Source organism: Streptococcus cristatus ATCC 51100, from assembly GCF_011612585.1.
Taxonomy (GTDB): Bacteria; Bacillota; Bacilli; order Lactobacillales; family Streptococcaceae; genus Streptococcus; species Streptococcus cristatus_H.
This window is the reverse complement of sequence record NZ_CP050133.1, coordinates 1,932,317-1,945,076: the sequence shown is the minus strand read 5'-3', so window position 1 is coordinate 1,945,076 and position 12,760 is coordinate 1,932,317. Positions and strand designations below refer to the sequence as shown.

19 protein-coding genes, 1 tRNA gene and 1 rRNA gene are annotated in these 12,760 nt (G+C 41.7%); all 21 read left to right on the top strand.

Translation table 11 applies throughout. The annotated features are described in order from the left end of the window. Positions 1–16: 16 nt before the first annotated feature. Positions 17–322: a 50S ribosomal protein L24 gene (gene rplX / locus HBA50_RS09615; protein WP_005591295.1), complete on the top strand. Its 306-nt coding sequence runs from the start codon at positions 17–19 to the stop codon at positions 320–322. Between the two features lie 23 nt (positions 323–345). Next, positions 346–888 carry a 50S ribosomal protein L5 gene (gene rplE, locus HBA50_RS09610; RefSeq protein ID WP_005591294.1) on the top strand — a complete coding sequence of 181 codons (543 nt, stop codon included), beginning with the start codon at positions 346–348 and terminating at the stop codon, positions 886–888. Positions 889–905: 17 nt separating this feature from the next. Next, positions 906–1,091, top strand: coding sequence for a type Z 30S ribosomal protein S14 (locus tag HBA50_RS09605; protein ID WP_001085697.1), 186 nt, complete (start codon positions 906–908; stop codon positions 1,089–1,091). A 180-nt stretch (positions 1,092–1,271) separates the two neighbouring features. Continuing rightward, a complete protein-coding gene (gene rpsH / locus HBA50_RS09600; RefSeq protein WP_002899666.1) occupies positions 1,272–1,670 on the top strand; it encodes a 30S ribosomal protein S8 in 399 nt (132 codons plus the stop codon). A 166-nt stretch (positions 1,671–1,836) separates the two neighbouring features. Continuing rightward, on the top strand, positions 1,837–2,016 hold the full coding sequence (locus tag HBA50_RS09595) for a hypothetical protein (RefSeq protein ID WP_000648250.1): 180 nt from the start codon (positions 1,837–1,839) through the stop codon (positions 2,014–2,016). Between the two features lie 62 nt (positions 2,017–2,078). Continuing rightward, the gene (gene rplF / locus HBA50_RS09590) at positions 2,079–2,615 is read left to right on the top strand and encodes a 50S ribosomal protein L6 (protein WP_005591293.1); all 537 of its coding nucleotides are present in this window, start codon (positions 2,079–2,081) and stop codon (positions 2,613–2,615) included. 85 nt (positions 2,616–2,700) lie between these two features. Beyond that, complete coding sequence (gene rplR / locus HBA50_RS09585) at positions 2,701–3,057, top strand: 50S ribosomal protein L18 (protein WP_009659213.1); 357 nt, start codon at positions 2,701–2,703, stop codon at positions 3,055–3,057. Between the two features lie 18 nt (positions 3,058–3,075). Next, positions 3,076–3,570, top strand: a complete 495-nt coding sequence (rpsE, locus tag HBA50_RS09580) for a 30S ribosomal protein S5 (RefSeq protein WP_005591292.1) — start codon at positions 3,076–3,078, stop codon at positions 3,568–3,570. A 13-nt stretch (positions 3,571–3,583) separates the two neighbouring features. Beyond that, positions 3,584–3,766, top strand: a complete 183-nt coding sequence (rpmD, locus tag HBA50_RS09575) for a 50S ribosomal protein L30 (RefSeq protein WP_002894509.1) — start codon at positions 3,584–3,586, stop codon at positions 3,764–3,766. Between the two features lie 151 nt (positions 3,767–3,917). After that, a complete protein-coding gene (gene rplO, locus HBA50_RS09570; protein ID WP_045498220.1) occupies positions 3,918–4,358 on the top strand; it encodes a 50S ribosomal protein L15 in 441 nt (146 codons plus the stop codon). 12 nt (positions 4,359–4,370) lie between these two features. Beyond that, the gene (gene secY / locus HBA50_RS09565; protein WP_045498217.1) at positions 4,371–5,681 is read left to right on the top strand and encodes a preprotein translocase subunit SecY; all 1,311 of its coding nucleotides are present in this window, start codon (positions 4,371–4,373) and stop codon (positions 5,679–5,681) included. A gap of 95 nt (positions 5,682–5,776) precedes the next feature. Continuing rightward, a complete protein-coding gene (locus HBA50_RS09560) occupies positions 5,777–6,415 on the top strand; it encodes an adenylate kinase (protein WP_045498215.1) in 639 nt (212 codons plus the stop codon). A 116-nt stretch (positions 6,416–6,531) separates the two neighbouring features. Continuing rightward, positions 6,532–6,750 carry a translation initiation factor IF-1 gene (infA, locus tag HBA50_RS09555; RefSeq protein ID WP_001029883.1) on the top strand — a complete coding sequence of 73 codons (219 nt, stop codon included), beginning with the start codon at positions 6,532–6,534 and terminating at the stop codon, positions 6,748–6,750. A 24-nt stretch (positions 6,751–6,774) separates the two neighbouring features. Continuing rightward, the gene (gene rpmJ / locus HBA50_RS09550) at positions 6,775–6,891 is read left to right on the top strand and encodes a 50S ribosomal protein L36 (protein ID WP_001808836.1); all 117 of its coding nucleotides are present in this window, start codon (positions 6,775–6,777) and stop codon (positions 6,889–6,891) included. A 17-nt stretch (positions 6,892–6,908) separates the two neighbouring features. After that, complete coding sequence (gene rpsM, locus HBA50_RS09545) at positions 6,909–7,274, top strand: 30S ribosomal protein S13 (protein ID WP_005591288.1); 366 nt, start codon at positions 6,909–6,911, stop codon at positions 7,272–7,274. A gap of 17 nt (positions 7,275–7,291) precedes the next feature. Then, on the top strand, positions 7,292–7,675 hold the full coding sequence (gene rpsK / locus HBA50_RS09540) for a 30S ribosomal protein S11 (protein ID WP_001118385.1): 384 nt from the start codon (positions 7,292–7,294) through the stop codon (positions 7,673–7,675). Positions 7,676–7,720: 45 nt separating this feature from the next. After that, positions 7,721–8,659: a DNA-directed RNA polymerase subunit alpha gene (locus HBA50_RS09535; protein WP_005591287.1), complete on the top strand. Its 939-nt coding sequence runs from the start codon at positions 7,721–7,723 to the stop codon at positions 8,657–8,659. Positions 8,660–8,670: 11 nt separating this feature from the next. Next, on the top strand, positions 8,671–9,057 hold the full coding sequence (gene rplQ, locus HBA50_RS09530; protein ID WP_005591286.1) for a 50S ribosomal protein L17: 387 nt from the start codon (positions 8,671–8,673) through the stop codon (positions 9,055–9,057). Between the two features lie 213 nt (positions 9,058–9,270). Beyond that, a complete protein-coding gene (locus HBA50_RS09525) occupies positions 9,271–10,542 on the top strand; it encodes a gamma-glutamylcysteine synthetase (protein ID WP_045498204.1) in 1,272 nt (423 codons plus the stop codon). Between the two features lie 447 nt (positions 10,543–10,989). Further along, positions 10,990–12,536 (top strand): 16S ribosomal RNA (locus HBA50_RS09520). Between the two features lie 53 nt (positions 12,537–12,589). Beyond that, positions 12,590–12,662: transfer RNA gene (locus HBA50_RS09515), tRNA-Ala, on the top strand. Positions 12,663–12,760: the final 98 nt, after the last annotated feature.

Sequence of the window (12,760 nt, the reverse complement as noted above, 5' to 3'; positions counted from 1 at the left end):
AAGGAGAAACCTAATAATGTTTGTAAAAAAAGGCGACAAAGTTCGCGTAATTGCTGGTAAGGACAAGGGTGTTGAAGCACTTGTTGTTGCAGCTCTTCCAAAAGTAAACAAAGTTGTTGTTGAAGGTGTTAACCTTGTTAAGAAGCACCAAAAACCAAATAGCGAAAACCCTCAAGGTGCTATCGTAGAAAAAGAAGCACCAATCCATGCGTCAAACGTTCAAGTTCTTGACAAAAATGGTGTTGCAGGACGCGTTGGTTATAAGTTTGTAGACGGCAAAAAAGTTCGTTACAACAAAAAATCAGGCGAAGTGCTTGACTAATCACGAAGGAAAGGAGAAGTATAATGGCAAATCGTTTAAAAGAAAAATATCTTAATGAAGTAGTACCTGCTTTGACTGAAAAGTTCAACTACTCATCTGTTATGGCTGTGCCAAAAGTGGATAAAATCGTTTTGAACATGGGTGTCGGTGACGCTGTATCAAACGCTAAAAACCTTGAAAAAGCTGCTGAAGAATTGGCTCTTATCTCAGGTCAAAAACCACTTATCACTAAAGCTAAAAAATCAATCGCCGGCTTCCGTCTTCGTGAAGGTGTAGCGATCGGTGCTAAAGTAACCCTTCGTGGCGAACGTATGTATGAGTTCTTGGATAAATTGGTTACTGTATCACTTCCACGTGTGCGTGACTTCCATGGTGTTCCAACAAAATCATTTGATGGACGCGGAAACTACACACTTGGTGTGAAAGAACAACTGATCTTCCCAGAAATCAACTTTGATGACGTTGATAAGACTCGCGGTCTTGATATCGTTATCGTAACAACTGCTAACACTGACGAAGAGTCACGTGCATTGCTTACAGGCCTTGGAATGCCTTTTGCAAAATAATATAGGAGGTAAAACAAATGGCTAAAAAATCAATGATTGCTAAGAACAAACGCCCAGCGAAGTTCTCTACGCAAGCTTATACTCGTTGTGAAAAATGTGGCCGTCCACATTCAGTTTACCGCAAGTTTAAACTTTGCCGTGTTTGCTTCCGTGAATTAGCATACAAAGGACAAATCCCTGGCGTTACCAAAGCATCTTGGTAATTCTAGCTTCCAATTCCGTCATGATTCTTCGTTATCGGCTTTTGCCTAACTTTAGTTATGCCTACAAGCCGATGCCTAGACTCACTTAGGACTTGAAGCCTAGAAACTTATTCTGAGCCTAGCTCAATCATTAACTAGCAAGTGCAGCTTGCAAACTACTAGTAAGAGGAGAAATATAAAATGGTTATGACTGACCCAATTGCAGACTTCCTGACACGTATCCGTAACGCTAATCAAGCGAACCACGAAGTACTTGAAGTACCTGCATCAAACATCAAAAAAGGGATTGCTGAGATCCTGAAGCGTGAAGGTTTTGTAAAAAACGTTGAAATCATCGAAGATGACAAACAAGGCATCATCCGTGTCTTCCTTAAGTACGGACAAAATGGTGAAAAAGTTATCACTGGTTTGAAACGTGTTTCAAAACCAGGTCTACGTGTTTACAAGAAACGCGAAGACCTTCCAAAAGTCTTGAACGGACTTGGAATTGCTATTCTTTCAACATCTGAAGGTTTGCTGACTGATAAAGAAGCACGCCAAAAGAACGTTGGTGGAGAAGTTATCGCTTACGTTTGGTAAAATCAAGATACAAAGAGCGTCATGGGCAATGTGAAAATAGGAAATCTGACAAAGAGTGTTAACACTCTAGGAAGATTTGTCTTTTTCACACAGACCATAGCTCGTGTTCAATTTAGCTGATTTACTGATCAGCTAAATAGAGAGTAAATTAGTTTAGGAGAAAAAGATGAAAGCTACTGAATTGAATGAAAAACTTATTGTTGCAGAAGACGCTTTGGCTGAATTGTCAAAAGATGACCTTGTATCTCTTTTATGTGAAATTGGTTATAGTCCTGCGGCTATTGATGTATTGACAGAATATCAGGAGTTTGTCAAAGCTTTTCGAAAGAAACTAGGTTTGCTCTAATCCGAATGCCCCCCGTGAAAACTGGCCGTCATGGTCTGACAATTTAACAGGAGAAAATAAGTATGTCACGTATTGGTAATAAAGTTATCGTGTTGCCTGCTGGTGTTGAAATCACTAACAATGACAACGTTGTAACTGTAAAAGGACCTAAAGGAGAACTGACTCGTGAGTTCTCAAAAGATATTGAAATCCGTGTGGAAGGAACTGAAGTAACTCTTCACCGTCCAAACGATTCAAAAGAAATGAAAACAATCCACGGAACTACTCGTGCCCTTTTGAACAACATGGTTGTTGGAGTATCAGAAGGATTCAAGAAAGAACTTGAAATGCGTGGGGTTGGTTACCGTGCACAACTTCAAGGCTCAAAACTTGTCTTGGCTGTTGGTAAATCTCACCCAGACGAAGTTGAAGCTCCAGAAGGAATTACTTTTGAACTTCCAAACCCAACAACAATCGTTGTTAGCGGAATTTCAAAAGAAGCAGTTGGACAAACAGCTGCTTATGTACGTAGCCTTCGTGCACCAGAACCATATAAAGGTAAAGGTATCCGTTACGTTGGTGAATTCGTTCGCCGCAAAGAAGGTAAAACTGGTAAATAATATTGATTGGCTGATCTTTTCAGCCAGCCAATTTATTTTCCGATTTTGTGCTAAGGCACGTCAATAAAAATAAGAGGTGAAAATTGTGATTACGAAACCAGATAAAAATAAAATCCGCCAAAAACGCCACCGTCGCGTTCGCGGAAAACTCTCTGGAACTGCTGATCGCCCACGTTTGAACGTATTCCGTTCTAATACAGGCATCTACGCTCAAGTAATTGATGACGTAGCGGGTGTAACGCTCGCAAGCGCTTCAACTCTTGACAAAGAAGTTTCAAAAGGAACTAAAACTGAACAAGCCGTTGTTGTAGGTAAACTCGTTGCAGAACGTGCAGTTGCTAAAGGTATTTCTGAAGTGGTGTTTGACCGCGGTGGATATCTCTATCACGGACGTGTAAAAGCTTTGGCTGATGCAGCTCGTGAAAACGGATTGAAATTCTAATAGGGAGGACACTAGAAAATGGCATTTAAAGACAATGCAGTTGAACTTGAAGAACGCTTAGTTGCAGTCAACCGTGTTACTAAAGTTGTTAAAGGTGGACGTCGTCTTCGTTTTGCAGCTCTTGTAGTAGTTGGTGACCGCAACGGTCGTGTTGGTTTCGGTACTGGTAAAGCTCAAGAAGTACCAGAAGCTATCCGTAAAGCAGTTGAAGATGCGAAGAAAAACTTGATCGAAGTTCCAATGGTTGGTACAACTATTCCTCACGAAGTTCTTTCAGAATTTGGTGGAGCGAAAGTATTGCTTAAGCCAGCTGTTGAAGGTTCTGGAGTTGCTGCTGGTGGTGCTGTTCGTGCCGTCATCGAATTGGCGGGTGTGGCAGATGTTACATCTAAATCACTTGGTTCAAACACTCCAATCAACATCGTTCGCGCAACTGTTGAAGGCTTGAAACAATTGAAACGCGCTGAAGAAGTTGCTGCCCTTCGTGGTATTTCAGTTTCTGACTTGGCTTAAGAAAGGGGAACTCATGGCTCAAATTAAAATTACTTTGACTAAGTCTCCAATCGGACGCATCCCGTCACAACGTAAAACTGTTGTAGCACTTGGACTTGGCAAATTGAACAGCTCAGTTATCAAAGAAGACAATCCAGCGGTACGTGGTATGATCACTGCTGTATCTCACTTGGTAACTGTTGAAGAAGTTAAGTAAGCCTTAGCTGAAAAACTTTTATTAAGATACATTAGGGGATTTGAGAATTTTCTCAGCCCCTAAAACTAAATATATGTATAGGCGAGTTTGTATCAGAGACACCTTTTCTCTGGTACGAGCGCTAGCATTTTACAAAAGAGGAGAAAAAATAATGAAACTTCATGAATTACAACCTGCTGCAGGTTCACGTAAAGTTCGCAACCGTGTTGGTCGCGGTACTTCATCAGGTAACGGTAAAACTTCTGGTCGCGGTCAAAAAGGTCAAAAAGCACGTAGCGGTGGCGGTGTTCGTCTTGGTTTTGAAGGTGGACAAACTCCATTGTTCCGTCGTGTACCAAAACGTGGTTTCTTGAATGTAAACCGTAAAGAATACGCGATTGTTAACCTTGACCAATTAAATGTCTTTGAAGATGGTGCAGAAGTAACTCCAGTTGTTCTCATCGAAGCAGGTATTGTAAAAGCTGAAAAATCTGGTGTTAAGATTCTTGGTAACGGAGAATTGACTAAGAAGTTGACTGTTAAAGCAGCTAAATTCTCTAAATCAGCTGAAGAAGCTATCACTGCTAAAGGTGGTTCAGTCGAAGTCATCTAAGAGAGGTGACCTATGTTTTTCAAGCTATTAAAAGACGCACTTAAAATAAAACAAGTACGGTCTAAGATTTTGTTCACACTGTTCATCATCTTAGTTTTCCGTATTGGTACAACTATAACCGTTCCAGGAATTAATGCGAAAGCATTGAACAGTTTAAGCGATTTACCTTTCTTAAACATGCTTAGTTTGGTTTCTGGGAATGCCATGCGTAACTTCTCTGTTTTTGCCCTTGGAGTTAGTCCCTATATCACGGCTTCAATCGTGGTTCAGCTCTTGCAAATGGATTTGCTTCCAAAATTTGTAGAGTGGGGCAAGCAAGGGGAAGTAGGACGGAGAAAGCTTAATCAAGCAACTCGCTATATTTCCCTGGTATTGGCCTTTGTCCAATCTATCGGGATTACAGCTGGATTTGCGACTTTGTCAAGAACTAAACTAGTAGCGAATCCAAATTGGCAAACCTATCTTTTGATTGGTGCCCTCCTCACGACAGGTTCAGTTATTGTGACCTGGTTAGGAGAGCAAATCACAGATAAGGGTTATGGTAATGGTGTATCCATGATTATCTTTGCAGGGATTGTATCTGGTATTCCTGGTATGATCAAAGGAATCTATGAAGATTACTTTGTTAATATCCCGAGCGATCGACTCAATTCGTCTTTGATTTTCGTTGGGATTTTAATTATTGCAGTTTTGGTGATTATCTATTTCACAACCTTTGTGCAACAAGCTGAGTACAAAATTCCAATTCAATATACGAAGATTGCTCAAGGTGCCCCTTCAAGTTCCTACCTACCGTTAAAAGTAAATCCTGCTGGTGTTATCCCAGTTATCTTTGCAAGTTCGATTACAGCTGCTCCAGCAGCTATCTTCCAATTTGTAAGTGCTATGGGCTATAACGCATCATGGGTTCGGACGGCGCAGGCGCTTCTGGCGACTACAACCATCAGTGGTATGTTTACCTATGCTCTCTTGATTATTCTCTTTACTTTCTTTTATACATTTGTACAAATTAATCCTGAAAAGACGGCAGAGAATTTACAAAAGAGTGGAGCCTATATCCCAGGTGTTCGTCCAGGTAAGGGAACGGAAGAATATATGTCTAAATTGCTTCGCCGTTTGGCGACAGTTGGCTCACTATTCCTAGGAATTATCACAATCATTCCGATCCTAGCCAAAGATCTTTTCGGTCTGACCGATGCAGTTGCTCTTGGGGGAACTAGTCTTCTTATCATCATTTCGACTGGTATTGAAGGGATGAAACAGTTGGAAGGCTACCTTCTGAAGCGTAAGTATGTCGGATTTATGGATACTACAACAGAATAGAAATAGGTTGACTTAGTCAACCTTCTATTTTGTTTTTAAAAAAGTTTATTAAGTGTTTTAATAGATTGCTTTAAAAACAAAAAAGGAGACAAAACATGAATCTTTTGATTATGGGCTTGCCAGGTGCAGGCAAGGGAACACAAGCAGCCAAAATTGTGGAACAATTCCACGTGGCACATATTTCAACTGGGGATATGTTCCGTGCTGCTATGGCCAATGAAACAGAAATGGGTGTTTTAGCGAAATCCTACATTTCTAAAGGCGAGTTGGTGCCAGATGAAGTGACGAACGGAATCGTGAAAGAGCGCTTGGCACAGGATGATATTAAAGAAACTGGTTTCTTGTTGGATGGTTATCCACGGACAATTGATCAAGCCCATGCTTTGGATCAAATCCTTGCGGATTTGGGCATCCAACTTGATGCAGTTATCAATATCGAAGTTAATCCAGATAGTTTGTTAGAACGTTTGAGCGGACGGATTATTCACCGCGAAACAGGGGAAACCTTCCACAAAGTTTTCAACCCACCAGTGGATTACAAAGAAGAAGATTACTATCAACGTGAAGACGACAAACCTGAAACAGTAAAACGTCGTTTGGATGTTAATATCGCTCAAGGCCAACCAATTATTGATCATTACCGTGCTCAAGGACTCGTTCACGACATTCAGGGCAATCAAGAGATTGAGGCAGTCTTCTCAGATATCGAAAAAGTCTTGTCAAATTTAAAATAAAAGCGTTTTTCCCGCTTGCAATATTTGACAAGTAGTGATACAATGAGTTAGTCTGACTTATAATTGTTACCTCTGTGCTCAGAGGAATCTATCGAAATTTAGGGAGGTGCTTTTGCGTGGCAAAAGACGATGTGATTGAAGTCGAAGGCAAAGTAGTTGATACGATGCCGAACGCAATGTTTACGGTTGAACTTGAAAATGGACATCAGATTTTAGCAACAGTTTCTGGTAAAATTCGTAAAAACTATATTCGTATTTTAGCGGGAGATCGTGTTACTGTCGAGATGAGTCCTTATGATTTGACACGTGGACGGATCACTTACCGCTTTAAATAATCGAAAAACTTGGAGGGATAAGAAATGAAAGTAAGACCATCGGTCAAACCAATTTGCGAATACTGTAAAGTTATTCGTCGTAATGGCCGTGTTATGGTAATTTGCCCAGCAAATCCAAAACACAAACAACGTCAAGGATAAGATAGAAAGGAGAAAACATGGCTCGTATTGCTGGAGTTGACATTCCAAATGACAAACGTGTAGTCGTTTCACTTACTTACGTGTATGGTATCGGACTTCCAACTTCTAAGAAAATTTTGGCTGCAGCTGGAATCTCAGAAGATATCCGTGTCAAAGATTTGACATCAGATCAAGAAGACGCTATCCGTCGCGAAGTGGATGCAATCAAGGTTGAAGGTGACCTTCGTCGTGAAGTAAACCTTAACATCAAACGTTTGATGGAAATCGGTTCATACCGTGGTATCCGTCATCGTCGTGGACTTCCTGTCCGTGGACAAAACACTAAAAACAATGCTCGTACTCGTAAAGGTAAAGCCGTTGCGATTGCAGGTAAGAAAAAATAATATAGGAGGTAAAAGTCTTGGCTAAACCAACACGTAAACGTCGTGTGAAGAAAAATATCGAATCTGGTATTGCACATATTCACGCTACATTTAATAACACTATTGTTATGATTACTGATGTGCATGGTAATGCGATTGCTTGGTCATCTGCTGGTGCTCTTGGTTTCAAAGGTTCTCGTAAATCTACACCATTTGCTGCCCAAATGGCATCTGAAGCTGCTGCTAAGTCTGCACAAGAACACGGTCTTAAATCAGTTGAAGTTACAGTTAAAGGTCCAGGTTCTGGTCGTGAGTCAGCTATTCGTGCACTTGCTGCAGCTGGTCTGGAAGTAACTGCTATTCGTGATGTGACTCCTGTGCCACACAATGGTGCTCGTCCTCCAAAACGTCGCCGTGTATAATCATAAACAATTACACTGCTTTTCGTTTAAGAGGGAGTTAACTAAATGATTGAGTTTGAAAAACCAAATATAACAAAAATTGATGAAAATAAAAATTATGGCAAGTTTGTAGTTGAGCCGCTAGAACGCGGTTACGGTACAACACTTGGAAATTCGCTTCGTCGTGTACTTCTCGCCTCACTTCCAGGTGCAGCAGTGACTTCTATCAACATTGAAGGAGTATTGCACGAATTTGATACGATTTCTGGGGTCCGTGAAGATGTTATGCAGATTATTCTGAACATCAAGGGGATTGCTGTAAAATCTTACGTCCAAGACGAAAAGATGATTGAATTGGATGTTGAAGGTCCTGCAGAAGTAACTGCTGGAGACATTTTGACAGACAGTGATATCGAAATTGTAAACCCTGATCATTATCTCTTTACAATCAGTGAAGGTGCTCGCTTCAAAGCGAAAATGGCTGTGAATAGCGGTCGTGGATATGTACCAGCTGACGAAAATAAAAAAGATGATGCACCAGTAGGCACACTTGCGGTAGATTCTATCTATACGCCTGTGACAAAAGTAAATTACCAGGTTGAACCAGCTCGTGTTGGTAGCAACGATGGTTTTGATAAACTTACCCTTGAAATTTTAACGAATGGAACGATTATTCCCGAAGACGCTTTGGGACTATCAGCTCGTATCCTGACAGAGCATCTGAACCTCTTTACAGATTTAACAGAAGTTGCTATTTCAACTGATGTGATGAAGGAAGCAGAGAAATCTTCAGATGATCGCATTTTGGAACGTACAATTGAAGAATTGGATCTATCAGTTCGTTCATACAACTGTCTGAAACGCGCAGGAATTAATACTGTCTTTGATTTGACAGAAAAATCTGAGCCTGAAATGATGAAAGTTCGTAACTTGGGCCGCAAGAGTCTTGAAGAAGTTAAAGTTAAACTTGCTGACCTTGGTCTTGGGTTAAGAAATGATAAATAAAGGAGGAATACATGGCTTACCGTAAACTAGGACGCACTAGCTCACAACGTAAAGCAATGCTTCGTGATTTGACTACTGACTTGATTATCAATGAATCAATCGTAACAACTGAAGCTCGTGCTAAAGAAATCCGTAAAACAGTTGAAAAAATGATTACTCTTGGTAAACGTGGTGACTTGCATGCTCGTCGTCAAGCAGCAGCTTTTGTACGTAACGAAATTGCATCAGAAAACTACAATGAAGAGACTAACAAGTACACTACAACTACAGCTCTTCAAAAATTATTCTCTGAATTGGCACCTCGCTATGCTGAGCGCAATGGTGGATACACTCGTATTCTTAAGACTGAACCACGCCGTGGGGATGCTGCGCCAATGGCAATTATTGAATTAGTATAATTTTTATCAATTTTGTTGAGTGTTATGATGATGGAGTTCTTATACTCTTAGTCTAGCTCTGGTCTACCGCTAGGATTTTTCCTAGCGGGAACACTCATCATCATGATGAAAGGGTAGACGCTTGTTTACGAAATTGCTTTTAGTGAAAAACAATTTCGTAAGCAGGCGTTTTTGAATGGGAAAAGAAAAACTTTGTTGAGGGAAGGAGAAGAAATGCAAGATTCGATTGCTATTTTGAAAGAACGTTATTTAGCCAATATAAAAGAGAATCCAGACTTATACATTGGGATTGAGTTAGAATTTCCAATTGTGAATCTTCAGGGAGGAGCGACAGATACTCGTGTAACAAAGGAGCTGTTAGTAAGGCTGAATTCAGACTATGGCTTTATCGTAGAAAGAAGGGATTCAGAGGGCAATCCTATCCAGTTAAAAGCTTCAGATAGCGAAGATCGGATACTTTTTGAAGTGTCTTATAATATTTTGGAATTTGCATTTGAAAAAGCGAAAACGATTCAAGAAGTCGAAAGACGCTTTAATCATTACCTAGACACCATTCAAAAGATTTTGCGCGAAAGTCATCATGAGCTTCAGGGACATGGTTTACATCCATTCTGGAAGGAGAATGATAATGGTCCTGTTAAATATCCCCGCTATCAAATGTTAATGCAATATCTAGCTTTGAGTGAGAAAATTGGAGGAGATTTCTTCCATCGCCATCCTGATTATGGTAGCTATATCTGTGGGAGCCAGGTACAGTTAGATGTTTCACGGGCAAATTTCATACAGGTAATTAACACCTTTAATCAAATCGAGGCTGCCAAAGCTTATCTTTTTGCCAATTCAGAATTACTTACAGAAGATTTTAACACTAGAATCTCGAGAGACCGCTTCTGGGAAGAGTCCATGCATGGCTTGTTAGTAGAAAATGTCGGTGTTAATCCCTATGATTTCAAAGATGAGGAAGATTTTTTCAATTATTTAAATCATACAGCCATTTTCAATGTTGAGCGAGAGGGTGACACCTATTATTTTCCTCCTATCGTAGCTGGAGAGTATCTAAAGCAGGAGCAAATCAAGGGATACAATTTAAGTGGCAAGGAAAGTCTAGTAATCCCCCAAGCAGATGATTTTTGTAATCACAGAAGCTACCAGTACCAAGATTTGACAACGCGGGGAACGATAGAATTTAGGAGCACTTGTGCTCAGCCTTTCGATAGGACCTTTGCACCAGCAGCTTTTCATTTGGGATTGTTGGCTAATCTTGAGGAAGTGATCGCTTATCTTAAAGATTGTGATTTCTTCAAATTAGAGGGGCGTAACTATAAAAGGCTGCGCAGAAAGTATTCGCAGATCGAGTTAACACAGACAGAGCAAGACTCTATTCAATCATTTGCATCAGATCTCCTTCAATTGGCTGTTAAAGGTTTGGAGAAACGAAAAGAAGGGGAAGAGTGCTACTTGTTTCCACTTATGAATGAGAGATAAAGTAATTTCTTTTTAACCTCTAATAGAAAGCTGAAGTAAATTTCTTTATGTGATTGATTGGATTGTGTATTATATTAGTTTGAGTATGTTTGAATGAATTTAATTGTATTTGGAATACTTAATAGACTTTAGCAGCACGGTGATATAGTGGATAGGGGAGAGGTAAGAGGGAGAGGTTGGCTTTCCCTTTTAATTTATTGAGTTATAGGTAGTTATAGAGGTGTTAGGAAGAAAAGATGAAAAAAAGATAAAAAAATTTCAAAAAAGTGTTGACAAGGGGATAGATAGGTGATATACTGATATAGTTGTCGCTTGAGAGAGCGATAAAGACCTTTGAAAACTGAACAAGACGAACCAATGTGCAGGGCGCTACAACATATGTTGTAGTACTGAACAAAGAAAAAACAATAAATCTGTCAGTGACAGAAATGAGTGAGAACTCAAACTTTTAATGAGAGTTTGATCCTGGCTCAGGACGAACGCTGGCGGCGTGCCTAATACATGCAAGTAGAACGCTGAAGGAGGAGCTTGCTCTTCTGGATGAGTTGCGAACGGGTGAGTAACGCGTAGGTAACCTGCCTGGTAGCGGGGGATAACTATTGGAAACGATAGCTAATACCGCATAACATTGACTATTGCATGATAGTCAATTAAAAGGTGCAATTGCACCACTACCAGATGGACCTGCGTTGTATTAGCTAGTTGGTGGGGTAACGGCTCACCAAGGCGACGATACATAGCCGACCTGAGAGGGTGATCGGCCACACTGGGACTGAGACACGGCCCAGACTCCTACGGGAGGCAGCAGTAGGGAATCTTCGGCAATGGACGGAAGTCTGACCGAGCAACGCCGCGTGAGTGAAGAAGGTTTTCGGATCGTAAAGCTCTGTTGTAAGAGAAGAACGAGTGTGAGAGTGGAAAGTTCACACTGTGACGGTATCTTACCAGAAAGGGACGGCTAACTACGTGCCAGCAGCCGCGGTAATACGTAGGTCCCGAGCGTTGTCCGGATTTATTGGGCGTAAAGCGAGCGCAGGCGGTTAGATAAGTCTGAAGTTAAAGGCTGTGGCTTAACCATAGTACGCTTTGGAAACTGTTTAACTTGAGTGCAGAAGGGGAGAGTGGAATTCCATGTGTAGCGGTGAAATGCGTAGATATATGGAGGAACACCGGTGGCGAAAGCGGCTCTCTGGTCTGTAACTGACGCTGAGGCTCGAAAGCGTGGGGAGCAAACAGGATTAGATACCCTGGTAGTCCACGCCGTAAACGATGAGTGCTAGGTGTTGGGTCCTTTCCGGGACTCAGTGCCGCAGCTAACGCATTAAGCACTCCGCCTGGGGAGTACGACCGCAAGGTTGAAACTCAAAGGAATTGACGGGGGCCCGCACAAGCGGTGGAGCATGTGGTTTAATTCGAAGCAACGCGAAGAACCTTACCAGGTCTTGACATCCCGGTGCCCGTCCTAGAGATAGGATTTTGCTTCGGCACACCGGTGACAGGTGGTGCATGGTTGTCGTCAGCTCGTGTCGTGAGATGTTGGGTTAAGTCCCGCAACGAGCGCAACCCTTATTGTTAGTTGCCATCATTCAGTTGGGCACTCTAGCGAGACTGCCGGTAATAAACCGGAGGAAGGTGGGGATGACGTCAAATCATCATGCCCCTTATGACCTGGGCTACACACGTGCTACAATGGCTGGTACAACGAGTCGCAAGTCGGTGACGGCAAGCTAATCTCTTAAAGCCAGTCTCAGTTCGGATTGTAGGCTGCAACTCGCCTACATGAAGTCGGAATCGCTAGTAATCGCGGATCAGCACGCCGCGGTGAATACGTTCCCGGGCCTTGTACACACCGCCCGTCACACCACGAGAGTTTGTAACACCCGAAGTCGGTGAGGTAACCTTTTAGGAGCCAGCCGCCTAAGGTGGGATAGATGATTGGGGTGAAGTCGTAACAAGGTAGCCGTATCGGAAGGTGCGGCTGGATCACCTCCTTTCTAAGGAAAAACGGAAGCCATTGGTCGTCATGTTTAGTTTTGAGAGGTCTTGTGGGGCCTTAGCTCAGCTGGGAGAGCGCCTGCTTTGCACGCAGGAGGTCAGCGGTTCGATCCCGCTAGGCTCCATTAGGATAGTGATGACTATTCTAAACTTGTCCATTGAAAATTGAATAACTATATCAAATAGTAACAAGAAAATAAACCGAAACGCTGTGAATATTAAT